The 24,581-nt window shown below is 70.4% G+C and carries 30 protein-coding genes; 23 read left to right on the top strand and 7 right to left on the bottom strand.

What is annotated here, in order from left to right:
• The first annotated feature begins 265 nt into the window (after positions 1-265).
• The 4 genes from O7600_RS10585 to O7600_RS10570 all read left to right on the top strand — a co-directional run bounded on the left by O7600_RS10585 (position 266) and on the right by O7600_RS10570 (position 2,654).
• Positions 266-598, top strand: a complete 333-nt coding sequence (locus O7600_RS10585; protein WP_281593437.1) for a hypothetical protein — start codon at positions 266-268, stop codon at positions 596-598.
• On the top strand, positions 591-935 hold the full coding sequence (locus O7600_RS10580) for a hypothetical protein (protein WP_281593436.1): 345 nt from the start codon (positions 591-593) through the stop codon (positions 933-935). Before O7600_RS10585 ends, O7600_RS10580 begins: the two co-directional genes overlap by 8 nt.
• Positions 936-1,077: 142 nt before the next feature.
• Positions 1,078-1,890 carry a GntR family transcriptional regulator gene (locus tag O7600_RS10575; protein ID WP_281593435.1) on the top strand — a complete coding sequence of 271 codons (813 nt, stop codon included), beginning with the start codon at positions 1,078-1,080 and terminating at the stop codon, positions 1,888-1,890.
• Positions 1,878-2,654 (top strand): glycosyltransferase, encoded by a 777-nt coding sequence (locus O7600_RS10570; RefSeq protein ID WP_281593434.1) that lies wholly within the window; start codon positions 1,878-1,880, stop codon positions 2,652-2,654. Before O7600_RS10575 ends, O7600_RS10570 begins: the two co-directional genes overlap by 13 nt.
• 62 nt (positions 2,655-2,716) lie before the next feature.
• Here the strand turns inward: O7600_RS10570 and O7600_RS10565 are convergent, their stop codons facing one another.
• A complete protein-coding gene (locus O7600_RS10565) occupies positions 2,717-4,144 on the bottom strand; it encodes a pentapeptide repeat-containing protein (protein WP_281593433.1) in 1,428 nt (475 codons plus the stop codon).
• A 147-nt stretch (positions 4,145-4,291) separates the two neighbouring features.
• Between O7600_RS10565 and O7600_RS10560 the strand changes: the two genes are divergently transcribed.
• From O7600_RS10560 to O7600_RS10500, 13 genes are all read left to right on the top strand, one after another.
• Positions 4,292-4,687, top strand: coding sequence for a transcriptional regulator (locus O7600_RS10560; RefSeq protein WP_281593432.1), 396 nt, complete (start codon positions 4,292-4,294; stop codon positions 4,685-4,687).
• Positions 4,688-4,963: 276 nt separating this feature from the next.
• Positions 4,964-6,583, top strand: a complete 1,620-nt coding sequence (locus tag O7600_RS10555) for an FtsK/SpoIIIE domain-containing protein (protein WP_281593431.1) — start codon at positions 4,964-4,966, stop codon at positions 6,581-6,583.
• Positions 6,580-6,834: a hypothetical protein gene (locus O7600_RS10550; protein ID WP_281593430.1), complete on the top strand. Its 255-nt coding sequence runs from the start codon at positions 6,580-6,582 to the stop codon at positions 6,832-6,834. Before O7600_RS10555 ends, O7600_RS10550 begins: the two co-directional genes overlap by 4 nt.
• A gap of 5 nt (positions 6,835-6,839) precedes the next feature.
• Complete coding sequence (locus O7600_RS10545) at positions 6,840-7,031, top strand: hypothetical protein (RefSeq protein ID WP_281593429.1); 192 nt, start codon at positions 6,840-6,842, stop codon at positions 7,029-7,031.
• Positions 7,028-7,576 (top strand): DUF2637 domain-containing protein, encoded by a 549-nt coding sequence (locus O7600_RS10540; RefSeq protein ID WP_281593428.1) that lies wholly within the window; start codon positions 7,028-7,030, stop codon positions 7,574-7,576. Before O7600_RS10545 ends, O7600_RS10540 begins: the two co-directional genes overlap by 4 nt.
• Positions 7,573-9,324, top strand: a complete 1,752-nt coding sequence (locus O7600_RS10535) for a replication initiator (protein WP_281593427.1) — start codon at positions 7,573-7,575, stop codon at positions 9,322-9,324. The genes O7600_RS10540 and O7600_RS10535 overlap by 4 nt, the downstream gene beginning before the upstream one ends.
• Positions 9,324-9,503, top strand: coding sequence for a helix-turn-helix domain-containing protein (locus O7600_RS10530; protein WP_281593426.1), 180 nt, complete (start codon positions 9,324-9,326; stop codon positions 9,501-9,503). Before O7600_RS10535 ends, O7600_RS10530 begins: the two co-directional genes overlap by 1 nt.
• Positions 9,503-10,720 carry a tyrosine-type recombinase/integrase gene (locus O7600_RS10525; RefSeq protein WP_281593425.1) on the top strand — a complete coding sequence of 406 codons (1,218 nt, stop codon included), beginning with the start codon at positions 9,503-9,505 and terminating at the stop codon, positions 10,718-10,720. Before O7600_RS10530 ends, O7600_RS10525 begins: the two co-directional genes overlap by 1 nt.
• A 53-nt stretch (positions 10,721-10,773) precedes the next feature.
• Positions 10,774-11,112 (top strand): Imm51 family immunity protein, encoded by a 339-nt coding sequence (locus O7600_RS10520; protein WP_281593424.1) that lies wholly within the window; start codon positions 10,774-10,776, stop codon positions 11,110-11,112.
• A gap of 126 nt (positions 11,113-11,238) precedes the next feature.
• Positions 11,239-11,532, top strand: coding sequence for a transposase (locus tag O7600_RS10515; protein ID WP_013289120.1), 294 nt, complete (start codon positions 11,239-11,241; stop codon positions 11,530-11,532).
• An 11-nt stretch (positions 11,533-11,543) separates the two neighbouring features.
• Complete coding sequence (locus O7600_RS10510) at positions 11,544-12,443, top strand: IS3 family transposase (RefSeq protein ID WP_281590201.1); 900 nt, start codon at positions 11,544-11,546, stop codon at positions 12,441-12,443.
• Between the two features lie 31 nt (positions 12,444-12,474).
• Positions 12,475-12,732: a hypothetical protein gene (locus tag O7600_RS10505; RefSeq protein ID WP_281593423.1), complete on the top strand. Its 258-nt coding sequence runs from the start codon at positions 12,475-12,477 to the stop codon at positions 12,730-12,732.
• A gap of 325 nt (positions 12,733-13,057) precedes the next feature.
• Complete coding sequence (locus O7600_RS10500) at positions 13,058-13,687, top strand: hypothetical protein (protein WP_281593422.1); 630 nt, start codon at positions 13,058-13,060, stop codon at positions 13,685-13,687.
• A gap of 60 nt (positions 13,688-13,747) precedes the next feature.
• Here O7600_RS10500 and O7600_RS10495 read toward each other — a convergent pair whose 3' ends face one another.
• Positions 13,748-14,680 (bottom strand): SMP-30/gluconolactonase/LRE family protein, encoded by a 933-nt coding sequence (locus tag O7600_RS10495; protein WP_281594120.1) that lies wholly within the window; start codon positions 14,678-14,680, stop codon positions 13,748-13,750.
• Positions 14,681-14,775: 95 nt separating this feature from the next.
• Between O7600_RS10495 and O7600_RS10490 the strand changes: the two genes are divergently transcribed.
• Positions 14,776-15,246, top strand: a complete 471-nt coding sequence (locus tag O7600_RS10490; RefSeq protein WP_281593421.1) for an Lrp/AsnC family transcriptional regulator — start codon at positions 14,776-14,778, stop codon at positions 15,244-15,246.
• A gap of 342 nt (positions 15,247-15,588) precedes the next feature.
• On the opposite strand, the gene O7600_RS10485 is transcribed toward O7600_RS10490, so the two are convergent.
• Positions 15,589-15,864, bottom strand: a complete 276-nt coding sequence (locus O7600_RS10485; RefSeq protein WP_281593420.1) for a hypothetical protein — start codon at positions 15,862-15,864, stop codon at positions 15,589-15,591.
• Between the two features lie 101 nt (positions 15,865-15,965).
• Here O7600_RS10485 and O7600_RS10480 point away from each other — a divergent pair, with 101 nt between their 5' ends.
• Positions 15,966-16,889 (top strand): hypothetical protein, encoded by a 924-nt coding sequence (locus O7600_RS10480; protein ID WP_281593419.1) that lies wholly within the window; start codon positions 15,966-15,968, stop codon positions 16,887-16,889.
• Between the two features lie 206 nt (positions 16,890-17,095).
• On the opposite strand, the gene O7600_RS10475 is transcribed toward O7600_RS10480, so the two are convergent.
• On the bottom strand, positions 17,096-17,581 hold the full coding sequence (locus O7600_RS10475) for a roadblock/LC7 domain-containing protein (RefSeq protein ID WP_281593418.1): 486 nt from the start codon (positions 17,579-17,581) through the stop codon (positions 17,096-17,098).
• Entirely contained in the window at positions 17,578-17,949 is a 372-nt protein-coding gene (locus O7600_RS10470; protein WP_091572826.1) for a hypothetical protein, read from the bottom strand. Before O7600_RS10470 ends, O7600_RS10475 begins: the two co-directional genes overlap by 4 nt.
• A 366-nt stretch (positions 17,950-18,315) precedes the next feature.
• Here O7600_RS10470 and O7600_RS10465 point away from each other — a divergent pair, with 366 nt between their 5' ends.
• The 4 genes from O7600_RS10465 to npdG all read left to right on the top strand — a co-directional run bounded on the left by O7600_RS10465 (position 18,316) and on the right by npdG (position 21,659).
• Entirely contained in the window at positions 18,316-18,519 is a 204-nt protein-coding gene (locus tag O7600_RS10465; RefSeq protein ID WP_098747330.1) for a hypothetical protein, read from the top strand.
• A 77-nt stretch (positions 18,520-18,596) separates the two neighbouring features.
• On the top strand, positions 18,597-19,316 hold the full coding sequence (locus O7600_RS10460) for a histone (RefSeq protein ID WP_281593417.1): 720 nt from the start codon (positions 18,597-18,599) through the stop codon (positions 19,314-19,316).
• 108 nt (positions 19,317-19,424) lie between these two features.
• Positions 19,425-20,861, top strand: a complete 1,437-nt coding sequence (locus O7600_RS10455; RefSeq protein WP_281593416.1) for an RNB domain-containing ribonuclease — start codon at positions 19,425-19,427, stop codon at positions 20,859-20,861.
• A 99-nt stretch (positions 20,862-20,960) separates the two neighbouring features.
• Positions 20,961-21,659 carry an NADPH-dependent F420 reductase gene (gene npdG / locus O7600_RS10450; RefSeq protein ID WP_091572837.1) on the top strand — a complete coding sequence of 233 codons (699 nt, stop codon included), beginning with the start codon at positions 20,961-20,963 and terminating at the stop codon, positions 21,657-21,659.
• 66 nt (positions 21,660-21,725) lie between these two features.
• Here npdG and panB read toward each other — a convergent pair whose 3' ends face one another.
• Both panB and O7600_RS10440 read right to left on the bottom strand, forming a co-directional pair.
• A complete protein-coding gene (gene panB / locus O7600_RS10445; RefSeq protein ID WP_281593415.1) occupies positions 21,726-22,571 on the bottom strand; it encodes a 3-methyl-2-oxobutanoate hydroxymethyltransferase in 846 nt (281 codons plus the stop codon).
• A 117-nt stretch (positions 22,572-22,688) separates the two neighbouring features.
• Complete coding sequence (locus tag O7600_RS10440; RefSeq protein ID WP_281593414.1) at positions 22,689-24,449, bottom strand: NAD+ synthase; 1,761 nt, start codon at positions 24,447-24,449, stop codon at positions 22,689-22,691.
• Between the last annotated feature and the right edge of the window lie 132 nt (positions 24,450-24,581).

The raw sequence follows: 24,581 nt of genomic DNA, 5'->3' as shown, positions 1-24,581 counted from the left end.
TGAATTCCCCCGTGGTCGGCCGCCGGCTCTCTTCTACCTGTGGAGGTGCGATGCCCAGCCGTCCTCATCGACGCCGCCGGCTCTGCCTGTGGTGGCCCCGAAAGCGGTACCCGACGCGGTCAGCCAAGGGCAATGTCCCACCGGGTGCGTGCCCGGCGGTCCCGCTGTCGGCACGATGGTCGGTCGAGCAGGCACGGGAGTCGCCGCCTACCCCGCTGATCGTGCGAGTCCAGATTTACCGGGATGGCGCCGGGCGGTGGCTGCGGTGACGCCGACGAACAAGCGTGGCGACGTGACGAGCCATCCGGACTGGTGTGCCCCCGAACGCTGCGGTCACCTCGTGCCGCCGCTGATGACGGAGATGACTCGCCACCATCGCGGTGCGATGCACCGGGTCGGCAACGCTCGCGTGGGCGGCATGGTGGTCGCGTACCTCATCGGCGTCGACGCTCGGACGCCCCTGATCGCGGTGCATGCGACGTGTCGGGCCGGTATCGGCTGGGCTGAGCTGTCCCTGACACAGGCCGTTCGACTGATCGAGTGCTTACGCGGCCTGGTGGTCGAGGCGGGCGGAGATCCCGGGAGCCACGATGACTGATTCCGAGAGCATGCCGGAGTACGCCCTGGGGTCGGTGACGGACGTCGTCGGATGCCCCGCGTGGTGCCAAGGGTGCGGACCGAACGACCCGATGCACCGAGGCTTCCTCGCCACCGTCGGCCAGGAGCGGACGGGCTGGGTCAGCGTTCAGATGCTGCTCGACCGGTTCGGGCGACGGGACCTGGCCGTGAAGCTCGACGCCACCCGCGACGGCGCGACCCAACCCGTCCTGCTCGACCGGGTCCGTCTGGACCGCCTCATCTACGAACTGACCTACGTCCGCCTGGTGATGATGACCAAGGGCCTACATCTGGAAGAGCACGATGAACACCCCTGATCGCCGGCACACCGGCCGGCCTCCCTCCCCAGCCGGGCAACGGACCAAGCGGCGTGCGGCGCCGGTCGCTCCAGTCCCCGAACGCCCGGCCGGCGGGACCACCTGGCAGACGTTGGAACGTCTAGGGGGTACGGTGGCCGGTGTGCAAGGTCGGGACTGGCGCCCTCGATACCTGCAACTCGCCGAAGAGTTGCGGGCAAAGATCATGGGCGGAGAACTGGCCCCCGGCACCCTGATGCCGAGCGAGACCGAGCTTGCCGAGTCCTCCGGCCTGTCCCGCACCAGCGTGCGCAACGCGATCCGCCAACTCCGCGAATGGGGCCTGGTCCGCGCCGAGCAGGGACGCGGCACCTACGTGCGGGCACCCCGCCAACGGGTACGCCGACGCAACGCCGAGCGCTACCAGTGGGAGAAGGACCGGGTCCTGCTCGACGAGGACGAGCGGCTGAAGACCGGCGCCACCGAGCACGACACCGGCCTGACCGTCGACGACCTCAAGTTCCACGCCGAGTACACCCGTGTCGAGGCTGATGCGGAGATGGCTGCGGCCTTGCAGGTCGGCCCGGGCACAACGCTGCTACGCCGGGTCTACTGGACTTCCTCCCGGCATGAGAACGCGCCGCTGACCGTGTCGTACTCGTACCTCCCGTACGACCTCGTGGCCGCGAACCCGGACCTGCTCGACGAGGGCAAGGAACCGTGGCCGGGCGGCACCCAGCACCAGCTCCACACCATCGGCATCGAGCTGGACCGGATCGACGACGAGATCCGCGCCCGCCCGCCGTCGCCGGATGAGGCCGAACTTCTGGACATCGACCCAGGTGTCTCCGTCCTCACCGTCCGCAAGACCTCCATCGACACCACCGGCCGAGTCGTCGAGGTCGCCGACGTCGTGATGCCGGGCGACCGCACCGAGCTTGTCTACTCCCACAAACTCCAGCGGTGGAAAACTTGACGCAGCTCGTCTCGGTCATCACCCCGGTCCACGCGCCCAGCATCGAGCACCTTGCCGGCGCCTACGAGTCGTTGGCCAAGCAGGAAATGCCCACCGGGTGGGACTGGCAATGGCTCGTCCAAGAGGACGGCCAGACCGGCGCCCTGGCCGACGAGCTGCCCGACGATCCCCGGATCAGCCTCGGCGCCGGCCGTTCCGGTGGGCCTGGCGTCGCCCGCACCCTCGCCCTCTCCCGCGTCTCTGGTGACCTCATCAAGGTCTTGGACGCCGACGACCAGTTGACCCCCGGCGCGCTCGCCCGAGACATCGCCGCCTTCGACGCGCACCCACAGATCGGGTGGACCACCTCGCGGGTACTCGATCTGCTGCCCGACGGGTCAACCGCCGGCTGGGACAAGGATCCAGCCGGCGGGGTCGTCGACCGCGGTGCGGTCCTGTCGTTCTGGCAAGCCAACGGCTACCGGGCATCAGTGCACCCGGCCACGCTGTGCCTGCGGCGGGATCTCATCTTCGCCCTGGGCGGTTGGATGGCGCTACCCGCCTCCGAGGACACGGGCCTACTGCTCGCCGCCAACGCCGTCAGCGCCGGCTACTTCACGCGGGAGTACGGGCTGCTCTACCGCAAGTGGCCCGGCCAGGTCACCAGCCAGGCCGCGCACCGCGAACCGGCCGAGTATCAGGCCCGAATGAGGATCATCGAGGCCAGAGCCAACGCCCTGGCCTCGATGCTGCCGAACGGTCTACCGCTCACGCCTCTGGCGTAACCTCGTTCCCCGGCATGCCGGGGGTACGACGCCGATCCTTCGCCTCCACCTCGTAGATGTGCCTAGCTCGCCACTGCATCTTGATCTGCAGCTTCGGCGTCCTTAGTGGCCTGCCACATCTTAGGGTGTTCGCCCCACGACAAAAAGCCTTCTATTTTTGCCTGCTTTAAAAATTCGAGGTCGGGAAAGGATTCCTCGTCAAGCCAAAGCTCCCCTTCGAAGCGAGCATCAAGGAAGTTGGCCCGTCTGCCGAACGTTGCCTCGGCGAACCATGCGGTTTCCAAGAATCGGGCTTCGCGGAAGTTGCCTTCGCAGCTGAAAGTTGCATTGCAGAACATTGTGTGATCGGTGAAGGTGGCCAGCTCGAATCTGGCGTCGCCGCCGAACGTTGCAAACTTAAACCAAGCCCAATCGGCAAATGTGACCCAGTTAAACCAGGCGGTATCGTTAAACGTCGCTGCTTCGAATCCGACCTTGTTAAATACTGCCTTCTGGAAGCGGGCTGGGCCTATGAACGTCGCGCGATCGAAGCGAATGTTGTGAAGGACGCAGTCTTCTAGTTCGAAATTTACTAGGGTTGCTTCGGAGAGATCCAAGGTCATTTTGTCCCAGTAGAATGGATTTGGCTGCTCATCGGTGGTCAGCGGCCGAAGATGCTGAGCAAGGATGCGCTGTGCTGCGATCCGAACCTGCCGTTCCTCGCGCCAATTCTCGCTTGGTTCTAGGGCTGGTGCATCCCGCTGGAGTGGCCTCGGGGTGGCGCACCCAATCGTCCTTGCTTTACTTGGTTCGTTCTCCAGATTTCGGTCGGCTTCTGTGGGTTGGGAATAGGGCATGCGAAGGTATGCGCAAATAACCTCGATGATGCTTTGGCGGTGGGCTGGATTGTCTTGCGCCAGGCGTTCCAAGGCGTATAGGCCCGAGAGTCTTACCGGGGCCTTCTCTGCTCCGAGTTGGTCTGCGGCCTTGACATACAGCTCGGTGACGCGTTTCTCTCCGGCATCGTACTCGGTTGCCTGCTGAGTGCGCTCTGCCAACTGTTGTCGACGCAGCGCTAGTAAGAGGGCGAGAGCTCCTGCTGCCCCCGCGCCGATGGAAAGACCTGTCTTGATTGCCTCAACCTGGAGGCTGGCCTTTTCAATTGGGTTAGCGCCATGGGGGATGGTGCCCTCTAGCCACCGAACGGCAGCCAGAGTAATCGAAGCAATCAGTGCTGCGCCTGCGGGTACGAGCCACGAGGGAAGGGGTTGTAGTGGTCGGCGTGGAGGCGTGGGTGCTGCCGAAATTGCCCACCCTTGTCGAGATTGACGACGAAGCCATCCCGTGAAGAGTCCGATCAGACTCAAGATAGCCAGGCCGATCACCCAATGCCGGGACAGTATCGCGTGCGAGAGGGCTGTCCACGCGGAGCCCGGCAGCAGCGCCAGCCCTACGGCGAGCAAGCCGAGTGCACCTGCGGCCATGAGTGCCGTATCTACACGTTTCGTCACGTTGAGATCGTGACAAGTGCATGCCAGTTCCGAACGTGCGCCACCGGGCCGCCGGAGTAGCCCGACATCTCATTGACTTGTCTGCCAAGTGCCGTCTACCTTGGAGTCTCAACTTGGCAGACATGCCAACAACCTGGAGGTTGAGCGATGGCTCTGCGTGGCGGTACGAGGTTCGCCGTGCGTTGCGAGGACGTGTTCCCGGCTGGGTGCGCGTTGGTGCCCGAGTCGATGGGTGAGGTCGAGGACTACGACGAGAAGACGGGCCGGCGTAGCCCGGCGAAGGACAAGCTGACCGGCCAGCGGGTGTGGCAGGTGCGGGTGATGGACCTGGACCCGGAGCTTGGCAAGCGGTCCCGAGAGACGACGGTCAAGATTTCCGCCGACTACCAGCCGGTGCCGCCGACGGGCGCCCCGTTCGAGGCAGTGGAGTTCGACGGCATGACGGTCACGCCGTACGTGACCAACAGCAACCGGATGGCGTACTCGCTGCGGGCGACCGGCATGCGCGCTCCGGCGGGTGTGGCCAAGAAGGCGGCGGCGTAGCCGCATCTGGTGGGGGCGGGGCTGTCAGGTCTTGGCGGACGGCAGCCCCGCCCCCTGTGTCTCTTTCCCCTGCTCTGTCGAGAGAGGTAGTGACGTGTCCAAGGGTATGCGTCCGGCTGGCCGTGGCTGGCCTCGGTGTGGTGTGTGTCAGTCCCGGTTCGATCCGGTTACCGGTGTCGATGGTCGGTGTGAGGGCTGCGTGGGGCAGCTCGTGCTTCCGTTTCCTGCGGTCCGGGATGCGTCGGGCCGGTTCGTGTCGCTGCGGGGTGCCAAGTGATGGGGCGGCCTCGCGGTGAGGTGGTGACGACCTCGGCCGGTGACCTGATCGTGTTCCGTCCGAGGCGGTTCGAGCTGCCGATGTGGGCGGTGGTGCTCGGCCTGGTGCTGCGCTGGTCGGGGCGGCTGCTGTGGTGGTGCCTGCGGCATCCGGTGGCAACCGGCGCGGTGGTCCTGGAGCTGTGGCTGTACGTCGAGTTCGACTGGCCGGGCCTGGTGGTGCCGCTGGTGGTGGCGTCGGCGGTGTCGGCGGTGTGGCGCTGGCGGGATGAGTCGTCCTGGTGGGCGTGGCTGGCGGGTCCGCTGCTGGGGGCGTTCCGGCGGGTGTTCGTCTACCGGCGGGTGTGGCGTGAGGCCATGACGCTCTGCGGGCTCGCGGAGACGTTCGACCGGCGGCACGTGCTCCCTGACCTGCTGCGGGTCCGCTCCGATCAGGCCCTGGACGTGTTGACGGTGCGGATGGTTCGGGGGCAGACACCGGAGCAGTTCCAGCGGGTGAGCGCGAACCTGGCGCACGCCTTCGGTCGCCGGCATGCCCGGGTCTACGCGGAACGTCCCGGTGATCCGCCGACCCGTGCCGGTCGGTGGGGCTGGGTGCTGCGGTTGGCGGATCGGGTGCGGTATCGGGACCGGCCGACGGTGGTCTACGTGGCGTTGGTGCGTACCGATGCGCTGCGCACGCTGGTGCCGCCGTTCCCGGTGCCGGCGGTGCCGGACTTCACCGCGCTGCCGCTGGCCCGGCGGGAGGACCTGCGTCCCTGGTCGCTGCATCTGCTCGCGACTCACGTCCTGGTGGGCGGCGCCACCCGGTCGGGGAAGGGCTCGGTGCTGTGGTCGCTGGTCCGGGTCCTCGGCGGCGGCGTCGCCTCCGGGCTGGTGCGGCTGTGGGTGGTCGACCCGAAGGGCGGGATGGAGTTCGCGCTCGGCCGGCCGATGTTCGCCCGGTTCGCCTGCAAGTCGTTCGAGGCCATGGCGGACCTGCTCGACGAGGCCGTGACCGTCCTGCGGGAGCGTCAGACCCGCCTGGCAGGAACGGTTCGGGTGCACACGCCGACCGAAGTGGGCCCCCTGGTCGTGGTCGTCGTCGACGAGATGGCCGCGCTGACCGCCTATTTGCAGGATGTCGAGCTGCGCAAGCGCATCGCGTCGTCGCTCGGGTTGCTGCTGTCGCAGGGGGCCGGCGTCGGCGTGCTGGTGGTGGCCGCGTTGCAGGACCCGCGCAAGGAAGTGCTGCCGTTCCGGGACCTGTTCCCGACCCGCATCGCGCTCGGGCTGACCGAGGCGTCACAGGTCGACATGGTCCTTGGTGACGGTGCCCGCAACCGGGTTGCGCTGGCGGATCAGATGCCTCGGTGGGCGAAGGGCGTCGGGTACGTGATCCTCGACGGCACCCCCGACCCGATGCGGGTGCGGTTCTCCTACGTCAGCGACGACGACATCCGCGACATGGCCCAGCGGTTCCCGGCGCCGGCTGACGCCTCGGACATCCTCGCCCAGGTCGGCCGGGAAACCGCCACCGAACCGGTACGCCTTCCGTTGCCGCGTAAGCCGTCCGGGCCACTACTGCCCGACGCGTTGCGCAACCTCCTCGACCGAGACGGCGGGGGTGAGCCGCGGTGACCACCCTCCCGGACGGTCGCCGGTTCTACCGGCTGCGCACCCCCGAACCGGTCACCGCCGTGTCCGTCCGCGTCGACCCGGAACGGCCCGACCCGTACCCGGTGTATCTGGCGGTCGGGGCGGGCCGGCGACGGATGTCCCTGACCCCCGACGAGGCGTGGGCGCTGTGGCGCTGCCTCTCCGAAGCGGTCGCCGCGCTCGGCGCCCCTCCGGACTACATCCGCACCGATATCCGACCGGCCAGGAGGTAACCGCGATGACCACCCTCACCCGCATCGTCAACCGGCTCCGTCGTCCGCTGCGCATCCGCCTGGTGGGCCCGGCCGATCAGACCGCCGCCGCCCTGCACGGCCTGGCGCGCATGGTCAACCGCCGCCCCGACATGGCCGACCGGCGTATCCGCATCGACCTGACCATCCGCGAGAAGCCGTTGCAGGAGTGGCGATGACCGAGCGCACCGAATCGGGCGTACGTCTGGTGATCCTGCTCGCCATCGGTGGCATGGCCGGCGCCGCCGCCTTCACCCACGTCCACGACCTGTCCGTCGCCCACGGCCAACCGAACTGGATCGGCTGGGCCAACGCCGTGGCGGTCGAGCTGATGACGATCTACCTCGGCCTGGAACTGCGCGCCCGACGTCGCGCCGGTCGGCCGGTGGGCCTGGTGGGCTCGCTGCTGGTGGCGTTCGCGGTGCTGTCCCTCGCGGCCCAGGTCGCGGAAGCCGAATCGTCGGTGTGGGGCTGGGTCGTGGCGGCGGTACCGTCGCTGGCCTTCCTCGCCCTGGTGAAGGTCGTCCTGTCCAACGCCCCGGTCACGCCGCCGGCTGTCGAGCCGGACCAGCCCGACGCGTACCGCTACGAAGAGCCGGCGGAAGCCACCGAGGTCGAACCGGTCCCCCGGCCCGTGCCGGCGTCGCCTGTCGTCCCGGCGGTCCTGCCTCCCCGCGCCGTCGCCCAGTCGAACCGGCCGCACGTCGTCGGGATCATCCGATGACCGCTCCAACGCTGCCCGGCCTCGCGCCGGCCGCCCCGACCCCGGCTGCTGCTCCTCGGCCGGGGTCGCGGGCGGCCCGCATGGCGCTTCCCCGCTCGGTCGACGTGCTCAAGGAGATCGCCGCCGAGTACGGCGTCTGCGTGCGTCCCCTCGCCATGCGCCGCACCGACCTCGACACCGGCCTGACCGAGGTCATCGACCTGCCCTGCGGCGCGACCCGGGAGGACAAGTGCGCGCCCTGCGCGAGAAAGAACCGCCGGCTGCGGCAGGCCCAGATCCGGGAGGGCTGGCACCGCGACGACGAGCCGCTACCGCCCCCGCAACCGGCGACCGAGGAACAGAAGGCGCTGATTCTGATGCGCGGGCACCTGGAGTTCTCCCGTGACGAGGCGTCGCGGGCGTGCCAGTGGGACCAGGTGGACGACCTCAACGAGGCGATCCGCGACGTGGAAGAAGCGATCGCGGCCGAAGGGCTCCGGGGGCGGGTCGCCCCGCCGCACGCGACCGGCGACGACGACCAGGACGACGACACCGGCCCGCGCCGCAAGCGCTCCACCCGACGGCGGCAGGACGCCCCGGAACTGCCCCGGCGCAAGGTCGAGCCGCGCACGGTCGGAAAGACGTACACCGCCCCGGACGGGGCCACCTACCGGCCGTCGATGTGGCTGACGCTCACCCTCGACTCCTACGGCCCGGTCCGCCCCGACGGCACGCCGCTCAACCCCGACCGGTACGACTACCGCCGCGCCGCCTGGGATGCGGTGCACTTTCCTCGGCTGCTGGACCGGTTCTGGCAGAACCTGCGGCGGTGTGAGGGCTGGAACGTCCAGTACGCCGGCTGCGTCGAGCCGCAACGCCGCCTCGCCCCACACGCGCACTTCGCCATCCGGGGCACCGTTCCCCGGGACATCCTGCGCACCGTCGCGGCGGCGACCTATCACCAGGTGTGGTGGCCGGCGGTCGACGTCACGCGGTACACCGTCGACCGGCCTCCGGTGTGGGACGAGGACGCCTGCGCGTGGGTCGACCCGGACACCCGCCAGCCGTTGACCGCCTGGACGGAAGCCCTCGACGACATCGACGCCGACCCGGACGCAGAACCGGTGCACGTGGTGCGCTTCGGCACCCAGGTCGACGCCCGCGGCGTCATGCCCGGCACCGCCGACGCGGAGCGGACGATCCGGTACGTCACGAAGTACGTCACCAAGCACACCGGCGACTGCCACAAGGCGACCACGGACCGGCAACGGGCGCACCTGGACCGGCTGTGGCGGGAACTGCGCGTGACCCCCTGCACCGACCGGTGCGCGAACTGGCTGCTGTACGGCGTCCAGCCGAAGAAGGCGCACGCAAAGCTCAAGCCGGGCCGCTGCAAGGGCAAGGTCCACCAGCGGGACACCCTCGGCATCGGCGGCCGGCGCATCCTCATCTCCCGCGACTGGTCCGGCAAGACGCTCTCCGACCACAAGCACGACGTACGGGCCTGGGTGCGGGCGCTGCTCGGCGTCACCGTCGGCCTCGATGGCGTCGACGACCAGGGCGCCACCGTCGAACCGGTCCGCCACGCCTGGGAACTCGCCCGGCCCGATGATCCCGACGTGCCGGCGATGGCTCACCGGCTGCTGCGGTCGATCAGCGAACGCGCCCGCTGGCGCTCCGAACTGCTCGCCGCCAAGGACCGCGCCGCCCAGCTCCCCGACGACGACTCGACGACGGAAGCGGACGACAAGACGGAGGAGGGGCTGTAATGGCCAAGGACGAGCTGTGGACGGTTCGGGACGTGGCGGCGTACCTGCGGGTGCCGCAGGAGACGCTGTACCGCTGGCGCAAGGTCAAGTACGGTCCGCCGGCGGCCCGGGTCGGCCGACACCTGCGCTACGAGCCGGAAGCGGTCCGGGCCTGGGTACGCGAGCAGGTGGCGGCCTGATGGGGCACGTGGAGGATCGCTGGTACAAGACGCTGCGTCACGAGGGCGGGCGGAAGGAGCGGGTCAAGACGCAACTGTTCGGCAAGGGCCTGCGCTACCGGGTGCGGTACATCGGCCCGGACGGCAAGGAACGCAAGAAGTCCTTCCCGGACCGGGCCAAGCGCGAGGCTGAGGCGTTCATGGTCTCGACCGAGACGGACAAGCTGCGGGGCTCCTACGTCGATCCGCTCGCCGGCCGGATGACCTTCGCCGAGTACGCCGAGACCTGGCTGCGCACGCGGTCCTTCGACGAGTCGACGCGGGAGGTAACTGAGCATCGGGTACGCAAGTACCTGCTGCCGTTCTTCGGCTCTCGGCAACTGGCGGCGATCAAGCCGGGTCACATCCGGGAGTGGGACGCCGCGTTGGTCGGCAAGCTGGCTCCGGCGACCCGGGCTGTGATCTTCGCGCACCTGCGGACCATCCTCGGCGCGGCCCTCGACGACGAACGCATCGCGAAGAACCCGTGTTCGGCAAAGTCGGTCACCCCGCCGCGACCGGTGCAGCGCCGGGTGGTACCGCTGCGCTACGACCAGGTTTCGGCAATCCGCGGTGGCCTCGCCCAGCGGTACCGGGCGATGGTCGACCTGGGCGCCGGCTGCGGTCTGCGGCAGGGGGAAATCCTCGGGCTAGGCCTCGATGACATCGACCTTGACGCCGGATGGGTGCACATCACGCGTCAGGTCAAGCTCGTCCGCTCCCGGCTCGTCTTCGGCCTGCCCAAGAACGACCGGGACCGCCGGATACCGCTGCCCGACTCCGTCGCCCTGGTGCTGCGTCAGCACATCGAGGACTTCCCGCCGGTGTCGCTCACCCTGCCGTGGGAGAACCCGGCCGACGACGAGCGGGTGACGGTGCCGCTGCTGTTCACCACCACCCGGCGGGGTGCGATCAACCGGCACACCTTCGACGACAAGAGCTGGCGCCCCGCCGTACGCGCCGCCGGCATCACGCCGACCCGGGCCACCGGGATGCACGCGCTGCGCCACTTCTACGCCTCGTCGTTGCTCGACGCGGGGGAGAGCATCAAGGCCCTGGCGTCGTACCTCGGCCACGCCGACCCGGGCTTCACGCTCCGGGTCTACACGCACCTGATGCCGGCCAGCGAGGAACGCACCCGGCAGGCCATCGACCGCCTGTTCGAGCCTGAGTCCGGAGATGCGGGATCGCCATCGTAAGAGCGGCCGCCAGGATCTTGTCGCCGGCTACCGACGGCTGCCAGGCTCCCCCGATGACCATGTTTCTTATGATCGAGACGACGCCCGGTGAGCATTCGCTCCTGTTGAATGCGGGGACAACACCGGTCGACGACCTGATCGAAGAACTCGATCACGAGCCCAACGGGTACTTCTGGGAAGGCGTGGCGCAGGTTCTCGTCAGCACTGAGGCTCAGTCGATCGACGGCCGATTCGTCTATGCCTGCGAGGGTGACACGTTCTGCGCCTACGGCACCGACCGAGGGGCGCTGGAAGAGTTGGAAGCCCGGATGACCACAGTCGCCACCGACGGCGAACGCATGCGGCGGCTGATCAGGGACGCCGAGGCGAGCGGCTTCGAGTTCGACGATTGACAGCGAACGTGGCCGGGCTGGGCTTAACCCGCGTTGAGTAGCCCGGACACTGGTGACCTTGTGAAGTGACCCCCTGAGACCGGACACCTCCTGACTTGGCATCCTGCCGAGGAGGAGGAAACCGCTGTGGCTCGACAGAGCAAGTACCCCGAGGAGTTCCGCCGCCAGGCCGCGGCGTTGGTGCTCGACTCCGGTCGCACGATCCGTGACGTGGGTCGGGAGTTGGGCGTCAACCACGAGACGTTGCGCAACTGGGTCGACCGGATGCGGCAGGAACGTGACGGCGGCCGGCCCAGCGACTTGGCCGCGGATGAGCGGGCTGAGCTGGTGCGGTTGCGGCGTCAGGTCGCGCAGCTGGAGCTGGAGAAGGAGATCCTGAAAAAAGCCGCGGTCTTCTTCGCACGCGAGACGGAGCGGTGAACCGTGCCGACGTGTACCGGTTCATCGACGCGGAGAAGACCTCCTACCCGGTCCGTCTGCTCTGCCGGCTGCTCGGCGTCGGTCACAGCGCCTTCTACCAGTGGCTCCGAGCCGGCCGGCACCATGCCGCCGACCGGCATCGCCAGGACCAGCATCGGGTCGAGGTGACCCGGCAGGCGTGGTCGGAGCATCGAGGCGTCTACGGCGCCCGCCGGCTCACCGCCGAGCTCCATGACCGCGGCCACCGGTGGAACCGCAAAGCGGTAGCGAGACTCATGCGCCTGGCCGGCATTGAGGGCGCCCACCGCCGGCGACGCGGCAAGCCCCGCCGCAAGGCCGCAGCCACCGCGACCGCGCCGGACCTGGTCCAGCGCCAGTTCACGGCGACCGCCCCGAACAGGTTGTGGGTCGCGGACATCTCCTACCTGCGCACCTGGGAAGGCTTCCTCTACCTCGCCGTCGTGGTCGACACCTACTCCCGCCGCGTCGTCGGGTGGGCGATGGCCGACCACCTGCGCACCGAACTGATCCTCGACGCGGTCGGCATGGCCATCCAGCACCGCCGACCCGCCCGCGACCAGCTCATCCACCACTCGGATCGCGGAAGCCAGTACACCTCGTTCGAGTTCGGCCGCACCCTACGCTCCTGCGGCGTCCTGGCCTCCATGGGCTCGGTCGCCGACTGCTACGACAACGCCATGGCCGAGACGTTCTTCGCCACCCTTAAAACCGAACTGGTCTACACCCGCGCCTGGCCCAGCCGTCACGAGTTGGAGATGGAGGTCTTCTCCTACATCGAAGGCTTCTACAACCCTCGCCGCCGACACAGCCGTCTAGGTAACGTCAGCCCCGACACCTACGAGAAGATCCACCAAGAGCCCCTGACAGACATCGAGGTGTCCGGCCGATAGGGGTCACTTCATCCCGGCCGTGGTGCGGGTCGTGTTCACCGATGCGCAGGGCCGCGCATGGTCGCTCGTCGACAAGGCGCCCATCTTTGGTAGGGACCTCGATCCCGAGTCCGCGTTGCCGACGCCGGCCGCGGTGCGGTGCGTCGTCAAGGAGTTCCGCGACATGCCTGACGCCTCGTCGGTGTCGCCGGCCCTGGTCTCGACCGAGCCTGACGGCGTAGCGGCCGAGGACGGAACAGCCGTCTTCCTCGTCTCCGTGGACCTCCTGAGTCCGGCGGCATCCAGATAGTTGGGCGCGATCCGGTCGGCTTGTGACCCGGCCGACGTGCCGTCGTCGAGGCTCCCGAAATTTCGCCAGACGCCCTGGCGACGCCCTGAGAGGGTGTCGGAAGGGTGAAACGCCTGCTCAGAGTGGGTGCAACCTTCACAATCCGGCGTACAGGTCGACTCGTCCGTCGCCCACCAGGTCAGAGCCGTGATCAAGGCTCTGAGCTGGTTCTATGTCGTCGGCTGATGTGCGACACGCGTCCGCCAACTGATCTACAACGTCTCGGCCTGCTGATGCGGCGGTTGCGGGTGTTCGGGGCGGCTCGGTGGATCTAGGATCGTCGCCCATGTCCGACAGGATGTGGTCGCTGGCCGAGTTCCGCTTCGACGAAGCTATCGAGGCTGCCGAGGTATACCTCGACAGCGGAACAGGGCTGGAGTTGATGGCCCGGGACGAGGCGATCGCCCTCGCCCACGAGCGGGGGGCCAATCTTGTGGCCTGGTGTCCCCCGGACGGCGAGGCGACACCCTCGTGCGTTGTGGCGAAGGTAAGCCAGCCGCTGCGGTGGGAGCAGGCCCCGCTCGATGAGCCAGCGCTCGATGAGCGACTCTGGTTTGAGGCCCCCTGCGGGCGTGACGTCCTGGTCGGCAACGGCCACACGTTCACTGGACGGATGGCGGCATGGTGTCCCCACGAGGGCGTGGGCTACAACGTCTCGCGTCCCGGGATGGGGGCGATGTCTGACGAGGCCCGCTACTTTGTCGCAGGTTTCCTGGCAGGCAACGAGCCCAGGTACCCGGCGGACGTTGACGGCGAGCCTGACGAGGCAGATCTGAGTGCCTGGCGGGCTGCCCTCGCCCGATTCCGGCGCACGGGCTCGTGGTACGGCCGCTGGGGAACCTGCCAGGTGTGCGGGTGTGTCCTACTGCCGGACACCGCCGACAACCGATGCCACCAGCACTCGGCCGCCGACTAAGCCCGTCTTGCGCCGGTCCCTAGGTTGTTGGACCGTCCCGGTGGGTGTGCACGTCGCGGCTCACCGCTCTTCGCTGTCGGCGGGTCCCGGGTAGCGGGCGCCGTTGAAGGTGACCCGCAGCGTGTAGACGGAGCGACCGGCGGTGATGTACAGCTGGTTGCGTTTCGGCCCGCCGAAGGTGAGATTGGCGACCGGTTCGGGCAGGAGCAACTTTCCGATGAGGGTGCCGTCGGGGTCGAAGCAGTGCACGCCGTCCCACGCGGCGGCCCACAGCCGGCCGTCGTCGTCGACGCGCAGGCCGTCGAAGCGCCCGTTGTCACATTCGGCGAAGATCTCGCCACCGCTGAGAGCCCCGTCGGCGGTTACGTCGAAGACACGGATGTGGCTGGGTTCCTGCCGGGTGTCGGCGATGAACAGCTGCTGCTCGTCCGGTGAGAAGGCCAGGCCGTTGGGGCGGCAGAAGTCGTCGGCGACGACGCGCAGGTCCCCGGTGGCGGGGTCGAGCCGGAACACGTAGCACGAGCCACCGAACTCGGACTCGGCCCTGTTTCCCTCGTAGTCGCTGTAGATGCCGTAGATCGGGTCGGTGAACCAGATCGTGCCGTCGGCCCGCACCACGACGTCATTGGGGCTGTTGAGCTGCTTGCCGTCGTGGCGGTTTGCCAGCACGGTGACCGTGCCGTCGTGCTCGGTGCGGGTCACCCGCCGGTTCCCCTGCTCGCAGGTGATCAGCCGGCCCTGCCGGTCGATGGTGTTGCCATTGGCGTAGCCCGAGGGCTGGCGGAACACGCCGACCTCGCCGGTGGTCTCGTCCCAGCGCAGCAGCCGATCGTTGGGGATGTCGCTCCACACCAGATAGCGGCCGGCCGCGAAGTATGCCGGGCCCTCTGTCTTGCGGGCGCCACCATGCAGGACCTCGATGACGAAGTCACCGTCGAGGTACCGGAACCTCTCATCGAGCAGCCGGAACTCAGCAGGGACACTGTCAGACATGCGATCTCCATTCCGAACGAAGTTCTGACCAAAAGCCTGGTTGCCGAACATGGTATGGTCAAGCGGTACGTGTTCCAAATCATGATAGGCGCCTGATGATTGACGGTATTGATCGCGCCCTGTTGGCCCGGTTGCAGCGCGACGCGACCCAGTCCTATGCGGCCTTGGGCGAGGCGGTTGGCCTGTCCGCCGGATCGGCGCACGAACGCGTACGCAAGCTGCGCGAGCGAGGCGTGATCCGGCGCACCACCGTGGACGTCGACCCTGCCGTCGTCGGCCGTGGCGTGCTCGCCTTCGTGATGCTCGGCGCCGATGCGTGGATGGGCGACGCGGCGACTCGTCACGCGCTCGCGGCCATACCCGAGATTCAGGAGGCGCACATCATCGCCGGCTCGGCGAGCGCACTGGTGAAGATCCGCACCGCCACTACCGAGGACCTGCAAGCCGTACTGAGGCGCATCTTCTCGATCGACGGGGTTACCAGCACTCAGACCATCGTCGTGCTGGAGTCGTTCTTCGAACGTCCGGTAAACGTCCACGACCAGGGCCCCGACGGCCAGGAGTAGTCGCAGCGCCCTGGCCGAGCGGCACTCCGCTCATTCGACGATCGGACGCGCGCGCATCGCCGCCTCGGCCAGGTCTGCGCGGGCGGAGGTCTGCTCGCGCGCGTGCCGCCGTCGGCCTGGGCCCCGGACGCCCCACATCATCCGCGCGGGCCGCGCGCCTGACGACGTTCTGGATCTTGCCCGGACCACCTACGGGTGTCAGGCCTCGGAGATGACCTTGCTCAGGCTGATCGTCACGGACGCCGCGGTGAGCGGGTTCGAGTTGGACGTCCGACACCACGGCCGACGACGGGACGGCCGTCTCCGCCGGGTGTGCCGCGCTGCTGGGCGACCAAGGGCTGGTCAGAGGTCCCGGCCTTCGGGGGCGTGGGCGCCCGATCCCCTCCATCGGCCGGTGTGCCGCTCGACGACCTCTCGTACCTGACGACGGAGGTCCGGGTGCTCGCTGCCGCTCATCCCCTCGGCCGCGAGCACCGCGTCGGTGAAGCCGTCCACGCCAGCCGGAGGCGACTCGCGGAGCCGGCGCCTCTCCTCCGGTGGCAGGCAGAAACCCAGCTTGACGCAGAGTTCGTCGAGGAGCCGGCGCACGTCGGACTCCCGGTCGTCACGGTGGCCCATGGAAGACAGCATGACGACCCCGGCGCGTCGCCCCTCCCTAGGGGGATCATGGGTGCGGTTCCGGATGTCGGTCGCCGTGCGCGCCGCGCAGGATCGGAGGCATGAGCCTGCCCCGACCGCGCCGCCCGCTGCGGGACGCCGACGGCGTACGCCGGTTCCGGCTCTTCCTGGTCGCCGCCGTGCTCACCGTCGCGGTGACCCGGCTCTACCTGGCGGCCACCGGCTTCCCGCAGGTCGGTTCCGGCGACCTGCACGTGGCGCACCTGCTCTGGGGTGGGCTCGGCATGCTCGTCGCGCACCTGCTCCAGATGCTCTTCCTGGGCCGGGCGGTGCGCACCGCCGCGTCCGTGCTCGCCGGCGTGGGCTTCGGCTTGTTCATCGACGAGGTGGGGAAGTTCGTCACCCGGGACCACGACTACTTCTACGAGCCGGTCGCCGCGCTGATCCACGCCACGCTTCTCGGCGCGTGCCTGTTCGTGGTCCTCGTGGTGGGCCGTCGGCCGCCCACCGAGCGGGAACGGCGGGCCAACGCGGCCCAGGCCCTGGCGTACGCGGTGGCGGCGGGAGGCGTCCGCCGCCCGGCGTTCCGCTGGCCGGACCGCCTGCGTACCCCGGTCGAGCTGATGTCGGGAACGACCGGGACACCCGCGTGGGACCGTGTCACGGTGGTGGCGGTCGGGCTGCTCGCCGTGTTCTCGCTGGGCCGGCCGCTGGTGCTGTTGTCCCGTGAGCCGGGGCTGTGGCGCGGCACCCACGTGGCGGCGGCGGTCGCCGCGTTGCTCGTCACCGCCGTCGGGCTGGGCCTCTGGGCGGCGGGCCGGCGGGTGCGCGCGCTCGGGGCGCTGATGTCCGCTCTGGTGCTGCACCTGGTCGTGGTGCAGTTCTTCTGGCTGCTCGACCACGAGTTCGCCGGCTTCGCGCTGGTACTGGTCACGTTGGCCCTGCTCGCCCGCTGCCGGGGGATGGCCGCCCGCCACCGGACGCCGGCGGGTGACGTGGCCCCGCGGACGCGGGTCGCGGCCTGAGTCGTTCGTGACATCAGCTCGAAGGGCGACGAGAACCGAGGTCCGGTCCGGGCCGGTGGTTGTGCCGACCGTCGGCCGTCGGCGTTGCCGTCGGAGAAGGACGACGGCAACGCCGACGGGTCCCGGATCGAGGTCGGCGGCAGGACCGTCACTGGTACGGCCGGGCCGGCGCGCCGGCCCCGAGGGACCGGCGCGACCGGAGGCGGTCAGGAGGTGGTCGGGACGACGCCGTCGAGCAGGTCGCCCAGGCGGGCCGCGGTGGTCGGGGCGTGCAGGTGCAGCCGCGCCACGTTGATGCTGTCCGTGCCGACCACGGCGAGCAGGGCCTGCGGGCTCACCGCGTAGACGCTGAGATAGCCGCCCTCGTTGCGTACGGTGGACTGCTGGAAGTCGCCCTGACCCAGCCGGGACCCGACCTGCCGGCCCAGCCCGAACATGGTGGCGGCCAGCGCCGCCAGGTCGTCCGGGTCGGCGCCGTTCTGCAGGTTGTGCGTGATGAGCAGCCCGTCGACGCCGCCGAGGACACAGCCGTGCACCCCGGGGATCTGCAGCCGCAGCGCCGACAGCTCCTGCCCGATGGCCGGGTACGGCAGGGCCGGGTTGCCGGCCAGCGAGGGCGGCAGCGTGCGCGGGGGTGGCAGGGCGCCGGCCCGGGCCGGCGTACGGCGGGGGAGGTCGTCCACCCGACTCACAGCTCCAGGGTCTCCTCGATCACGCGCAGCTGGTGCCGGGCCATCGCGAGGTTGGCCCGGCTCTTGCTCACCATCAGGTAGAGGAACAGCCCCTTGCCGGTGCGGTTGCTCAACGGTCGGATCAGGTGGTACTGGCTGCCGAGCGTGATGAGGATGTCCTCGATCTCGTCGTCGAGCTTCAGCATCTCGATGGTGCGCAGCTTGGCCCGGACCACGTCGGTGTTGCCGGCGGCGGCGACGGTCAGGTCGATCTCGCCGGTGCCTCCGGCCACGCCGAGGGTCATGCCACTGGTGTAGTCGACGAGCGCGGCTCCGATGGCCCCGTCGATGCTCATCGCGTTCTTCAACGCGACGTCAAGGTTGCCCACGGTTCTCTCCCCAGGTCTGACGGGATGCGCCGGCGGGTCCGCCCGCGGTGTCCGGCGGGGCTGACAGCCGACGTCTCCCGCGAATATGCTCCGTCGAGGCTTGCACAACGCTGTCCGCCCGGCACCGGCTCGGGCGATGATCCACCGAAGCGGATCCCCCGGCTCGCCCGCCGGTCCCGTAAGTGGGACTCACCGTCGGATGGTCGATCCTGCTTCCTGCTGCTAGAGCGGGGGCGTGTCGTCCCGCGTACCCGTCTTCCGCCGTTCCCCGTCGCGACCGCCACGACCAGGTCTAATGTGGAGAGGGCGACGACTATTTGTGGCGTTCCGGTGGCGGCCGGGCGGTTCCCGGTGCACAGTGATCGCATGAGCGACGACGGAAGTGGTGGGCACTACTACTGGTGCACGCGACACCACCGGGTCGAGACCGATGCCGACGTGTGCCCCGCGAAGCACGTTCTCGGACCGTACGCCTCAGCCGCCGACGCGGAGAACGCCCTGCAGCAGGTGCGGGAGCGTAACGAAGCGTGGGATGCCGAGGACGCCCGTTGGGCCGGGGAGGGCCGCTAGACGGCGCGGGAGGGCCCGCGTCGAGGTGATCCGTGCTCCGCGAGGGCGAGAGCACGTCCCCAGGAAAGGGAACCGAGATGGCCGAAGCACAGCAGGCCACCCGCCCGGCCGCGAAACGGACGACCGCGAAGAGGACCACCGCGGGCAGGACGACGACGGTCACCAAGGCGTCGCCGAACGCCTCGGGCGCCGGCGCCGGACGGACGCCGGCGAAGAAGGCGGTGGCGAAGAAGGCCGCCGCCAAGAAGGTCGTGTCGGCGGCGCGCAAGGCGCCCGCCACCAGGGCCACGGCGGCCAGGACGACCGCCAAGAAGACCGCGGCCAAGAAGACCGCCGGTCGGACGGCGCCGGCCACGAGGACCACCGCCAAGAGCGCGCCGGCCAAGAAGGCCACCGCGAAGAAGACGGCGGCGAAGAAGGCGCCCGCGAAGAAGACCACGACGGCGGCGAAGAAGACCACCGCGGCGAGGAAGACCACGGCGGCCACCAAGACCACGGCGGCCCGGAAGACGACCACCGCCCGGACGACCACCGCGAAGAAGGCGCCGGCGAAGAAGACCACCGCCGCCAAGAAGACCACCGCGGCGAAGAAGGCGCCGGCCAAGAAGACCACCGCCTCGACGCGCCCCGCGGCGCGCAAGACGGCGGCCAAGAAGGCCCCGGCGAAGAAGACCACCACCGCGCGCAAGACCACCGCCGCCAAGAAGACCACGGCGGCCAAGAAGGCGCCGGCCCGCACGACCACCACGGCCAAGCGGACCACCACCTCCCGCAAGGCCCCGGCCCGCCGGGCCTGACCCCGACCGCTCACCCGCGCGGCGGGAGCTGACGCCGCAGGCGTCGGTACGGGTTGACGCCGTCGCGCCGGTGAGCGGAACGTGCGGGGCGCTGTCAGGATTGACCGCGTGGTGATCCGACGCGTACTGGCGCCCCGCATCGACTTCGGCGCGCTGCGCCGCGAGCTGGGACTGCCCGAGAGCTTCCCGGCCGCGGCGCAGCGCGAGGCCGACACGGCGGCGGCCGCGCCGCCGCCGGCCGTCGCCGACCGCACCGACGTGCCGTTCGTCACGGTCGACCCGGCGACCTCGCGCGACCTCGACCAGGCGATGCACCTCGCCCGCCGTCCCGGTGGCGGCTACCGCGTGCGGTACGCGATCGCCGACGTGTTCACCCACGTACGCCCCGGCGGTGAGCTGGAGGCGGAGACGTGGCGCCGGGGCCAGACGGTCTACCTGCCGGACGGCAACGTGCCGCTGCACCCGCACACGCTCAGCGAGGGGGCGGCCAGCCTGCTGCCCGACGCCGACCGGGCCGCGGTGCTCTGGACCATCGACCTGGACGCCGACGGTGGCACGGTCGCGGTCACCCTGGAACGGGCCCTGGTGCGCAGCCGGGCGAAACTCGACTACGGCGGGGTGCAACGCGACGCCGACGCCGGCCGGCTGCCCGAGCCGATCGCCCTGCTGCCCGAGATCGGGGCCCTGCTCACCACCCGTGGTCTGCACCGGGGCGCGATCAACCTGCCGCTGCCCGAGCAGGACGTCGAGCCCGACGGCGACGGCTGGCGGCTGGTGCTGCGCGGTCCCGGGGCGATGGAGGAACACAACGCCCAGATCTCGCTGCTGACCGGCATGGCCGCCGCCGACATCATGCTCGCCGGCCGGATCGGGCTGCTGCGGACGATGCCGCGTCCCCGCGCGGAGGCGGTCGAGCGGCTGCGGACCGCCGCCGGCCCGCTCGGCGTGCCGTGGCCGGACGGTGTCCCGGTCGGTCAGGTGCTCGCCGGGCTGGACGCGTCGCGTCCCCGGGCCGCCGCGTTCGTCGACCAGGCCGCCGAGCTGATGCGCGGGGCCGCGTACACCGCCTTCGACGGCGCGGTGCCCGAGCAGCCCGAGCACGGCGGGGTGGCCGCCGCGTACGCGCACGTCACCGCGCCGCTGCGCCGGCTCGCCGACCGCTACGCCACCGAGGCGTGCCTGGCCCTGCACGAGGGCCGGGAGGTGCCCGCGCACGTCCGGGCCGCGTTGCCGAAGCTGCCGGAGGTGATGGCGACGACCGACCGTACCGCCGGCGCGGCCACCCGGGGCGCGATCGAGCTGGCCGAGGCGGTGCTGCTGGCGCACCGGGTGGGGGAGACGTTCGAGGCGGCGGTGCTGGACGTGGACGAGCCGCGCCCGGCGGGCAACGGCCGCGCCGGCCGGCCGCCCGGCGGCACCGTCGCGCTGGACGAGCCGCCGGTGCGGGCCCGCTGCGTCGGCGACCTGCCGCTGGGCGAGCGCGTCCGGGTCCGGCTGACCGCCGCCGACCCGGTGGAGCGCAAGGTCGCCTTCGAACGCGCCTGACCGGCGGTGGACGACCCGCACCCGACCCGGCGGCCGGGGCGGGGATTGTCACAGCGCCTCGACGCGCCGACGCCGGGCACCCTTTGCGAGGATGACCGCATGGCTTACGACGCGACCACGCTGCCCGACGTCTCCGGGCTGACCGTCGGCATCATCGGTGGCACCGGCGACCAGGGGCGGGGACTCGCCTACCGGTTCGCCCGGGCCGGGCAGACCGTGCTGATCGGCTCCCGCGCCGCCGATCGGGCCGCCCAGGCCGCCGCCGAGATCGCCGCCCTGCCCGGGATGCCGGCCGGCGCGACCGTCACCGGCGCCGACAACGACGAGGTCGCCCGGCGCAGCGACGTGGTGATCGTGGCGGTGCCGTGGGACGGGCACGCCGCCACCGTCGCCGCGCTCGCCGAACCGCTGGCCGGCAAGATCGTGGTGGACTGCGTCAACCCGCTCGGCTTCGACAAGCAGGGCCCGTACGCGCTCACCGTGGCCGAGGGCAGCGCCGTGCAGCAGGCCGCCGCGCTGCTGCCCGACTCCCGGGTCTGCGCCGCGTTCAACCACGTCAGCGCGCCGCTGCTGGCCGACCCGGAGGTCGACCGGATCGACCTCGACGTGCTGATCTGCACCGAGGACCGGGACCTGGTGGGCGTGGTCGCCGCGTTGGCCGCCCGGATCCCCGGGATGCGCGGCATCTACGCCGGCCGGCTGCGCAACGCCCACCAGATCGAGGCGTTCACCGCGAACCTGATCGCGATCAACAAGCGCTACAAGGCGCACGCCGGCATCCGGGTCACGGATCTCTGAGCGGCGCTTGTCAAGAAGGGGCCCCTCCTCTACGCCAGGCGTTAAGAAGGGGCCCTTCCTTACACCTCAGAAGGTGTGTTCGGGGGCGGGGAACTCGCCGCCGCGTACCTCGTCGGCGAACCGGCGGGTCGCGTCGGTCAGCGCGCCCGCCAGGTCGGCGTAGCGCTTCACGAAGCGGGGCGCCCGGCCGGCGCGCAGGCCGGCCATGTCCTGCCAGACCAGCACCTGACCGTCGGTGTCCGGGCCGGCGCCGATGCCGACGGTGGGGATGCGCAGCTCGCCGGTGACGCGCTTGGCCACCTCACCGGGCACCATCTCCAGCACCACCGCGAACGCGCCCGCCTCGGCCACCGCCCGCGCGTCGGCGAGCACCTCCTCGGCGGTGTCGCCCCGGCCCTGCACGCGGTAGCCGCCGAGCGTGTGCTCGCTCTGCGGGGTGAAGCCGATGTGCGCCATCACCGGGATGCCGGCCCCGACGATCGCCTCGATCTGGGCCGCGCAGCGCCGGCCGCCCTCCAGCTTCACCGCGTGGCAGCCGCCCTCCTTCATGAACCGCACCGCGGTGCGCAGCGCCTGCGCCGGCCCCTCCTCGTAGGAGCCGAAGGGCAGGTCGCCGACGATCAGCGAGTGCCTCGTGGCCCGCACCACGGCGCGGACCAGCGGCAGCAGCTCCTCGGCGGTGACCGGCAGCGTGGTCTCGTAGCCGAAGACGTTGTTCGCCGCCGAGTCGCCGACGAGCAGCACCGGAATCCCCGCCTGGTCGAAGATCGAGGCGGTGTACTGGTCGTACGAGGTGAGCATGGCCCACCGCTCGCCGCGCTCCTTGGCGGCGATCAGGTCACGGGTGCGGATCCGCCGGGTGGCCGGCCCGCCGTAGAGGGCGGTCACCTCGGTCGGGGTGGACTCCACCATCACCATCTCCTTCCTCGAGGCCGCGCGCGCGGTCCCCGGGTTCCCCGCGATCGTCGCACCGGGCGGCCGGTCGGGGGCAGGTCGGAGTGGAGGAATTCACTCCCGGCCGAGGTCCGCTCAGCCGTCCTCGCGCCAGCGGTTGGTGATCGGCAGTCGCCGGTCCCGCCCGAACGCCTTCATGGAGATCTTGGTGCCGGGCGCGGACTGCCGCCGCTTGTACTCGGCGGTATCCACCATCCGCAGCACCTTGTCCACCACCGCCGGGTCGTGGCCGGACTCGATCAGGCCGTCGCGGCCCAGGTCGCCGTCGACGTAGCCGATCAGGATCGGGTCGAGCACGTCGTAGTCGGGCAGCGTGTCGCTGTCGAGCTGGCCGGGGCTCAGCTCGGCCGACGGCGGCTTGCCGATCGAGTTCTCCGGGATCGGCGGCGTCTCGCCGCGCCGGGCCGCATCCGCGTTGCGCCACTTCGCCAGCCGCCACACGAGCGTCTTCCACACGTCCTTGACCGGGTTGTAGCCGCCCACCGAGTCGCCGTAGAGCGTCGAGTAGCCCACCGCCAGCTCGCTCTTGTTGCCGGTGGTGAGCACCAGGTGGCCCTCCTGGTTCGACAGCGCCATCAGGATCACGCCGCGCACCCGGGCCTGGAGGTTCTCCACCGCCACGCCGGACAGCGACATGTTGGCCAGGAACGTGTCCACCATCGGCTGGATCGCCTCGACGCGGTAGTCGAGACCGGTCCGCTTGGCCAGGTCCTCGGCGTCGGTGCGGGAGTGCTCGGAGGAGTGCTGGCTGGGCATCGAGACGCCGACCACCCGCTGCGGGCCGAGCGCGTCCACCGCCAGGGCCGCCGCCACCGCCGAGTCGATGCCGCCGGAGAGGCCGAGCACCACCGAGGGGAAGCGGTTCTTGTCCACGTAGTCGCGCAGGCCCAGCACCAGCGCCTGCCACACCTCGGCCTCGTCGGCGACCGGCTCGATGATCCCGCCGGTCGCCGCCTCACCGGTCGGCGCGGCCGGGATGCCGGAGACCTCGTGGCGGACCAGCCGCATCCCGTCGGCCAGGTCGGTGGCGCCGCCGGTCGCCTCCGGCGCGGCCGGCAGCTCCACGTCGTGCACCAGCAGGTGCTCGACGAACTGCGGCGCCCGGGCCAGCAGCGTGCCGTCGGCGTCCACGATCAGCGAGTCGCCGTCGTAGACCAGCTCGTCCTGGCCGCCGACCATGTTCACGTACGCGATCGCCGCGCCCGCCTCGGCGGCGCGCCGGCGCACCAGCGGCAGCCGCGCGTCGTCCTTGTTCAGCTCGTACGGCGAGCCGTTGATGCTCAGCACCAGCCCGACCCCGGCCTGCCGGGCCACCGCGAACGGGCCGCCGGCCTGCCACAGGTCCTCGCAGATCGTCAGCGCCACGTCGACCCCGCCGAGACGCACCACGGTCAGCGTGTCGCCGGGGACGAAGTAGCGGTCCTCGTCGAACACCCCGTAGTTGGGCAGGTGGTGCTTGAAGTAGGTGGCCACCACCTCGCCGCGGTGCAGCAGCGCCGCCGCGTTGCGGGCCCCCCGGCCCGGCTCGGCGTCGGAGCTGACCTGCGGCGGCCCGTCCGCGTCCAGGTAGCCGACCAGGACCGGCAGGTCGCCGACGCCGTCGGCGGCCAGGTCGGCGGCGAGCCGGTGCAGCGCGGCCCGGGACGCGGCGACGAAGGACCGACGGAAGACCAGGTCCTCGACCGGGTAGCCGGTCACCATCAGCTCGGGGAAGAGGGCCAGCTGGGCGCCGGAGTCGGCGGCCCTGCGGGTCCACGCGCGGACCCGCTCGGCGTTTCCGGTGAGGTCGCCGACCGTCGGGTTGACCTGGCACAGGGCGAGACGCAGGGTGGGCATGTCCCCATCTTCCCCCAGTCGTCCCGCCCCAGTCCCGCCGGTCGTGGGAGACGCGGGCCACCGCCCGCCCGGCGTCCCCCGGGGCGGGACACGGCAGGACGACCCGCCGGGGAAGGGCGTAACGTCGGCGTA

The sequence above is a fragment of the Micromonospora sp. WMMA1998 genome (assembly GCF_027497375.1).
In the GTDB taxonomy this organism is placed as follows: domain Bacteria; phylum Actinomycetota; class Actinomycetes; order Mycobacteriales; family Micromonosporaceae; genus Micromonospora; species Micromonospora sediminicola.
This window is presented reverse-complemented; position numbering and strand designations above follow the sequence as displayed.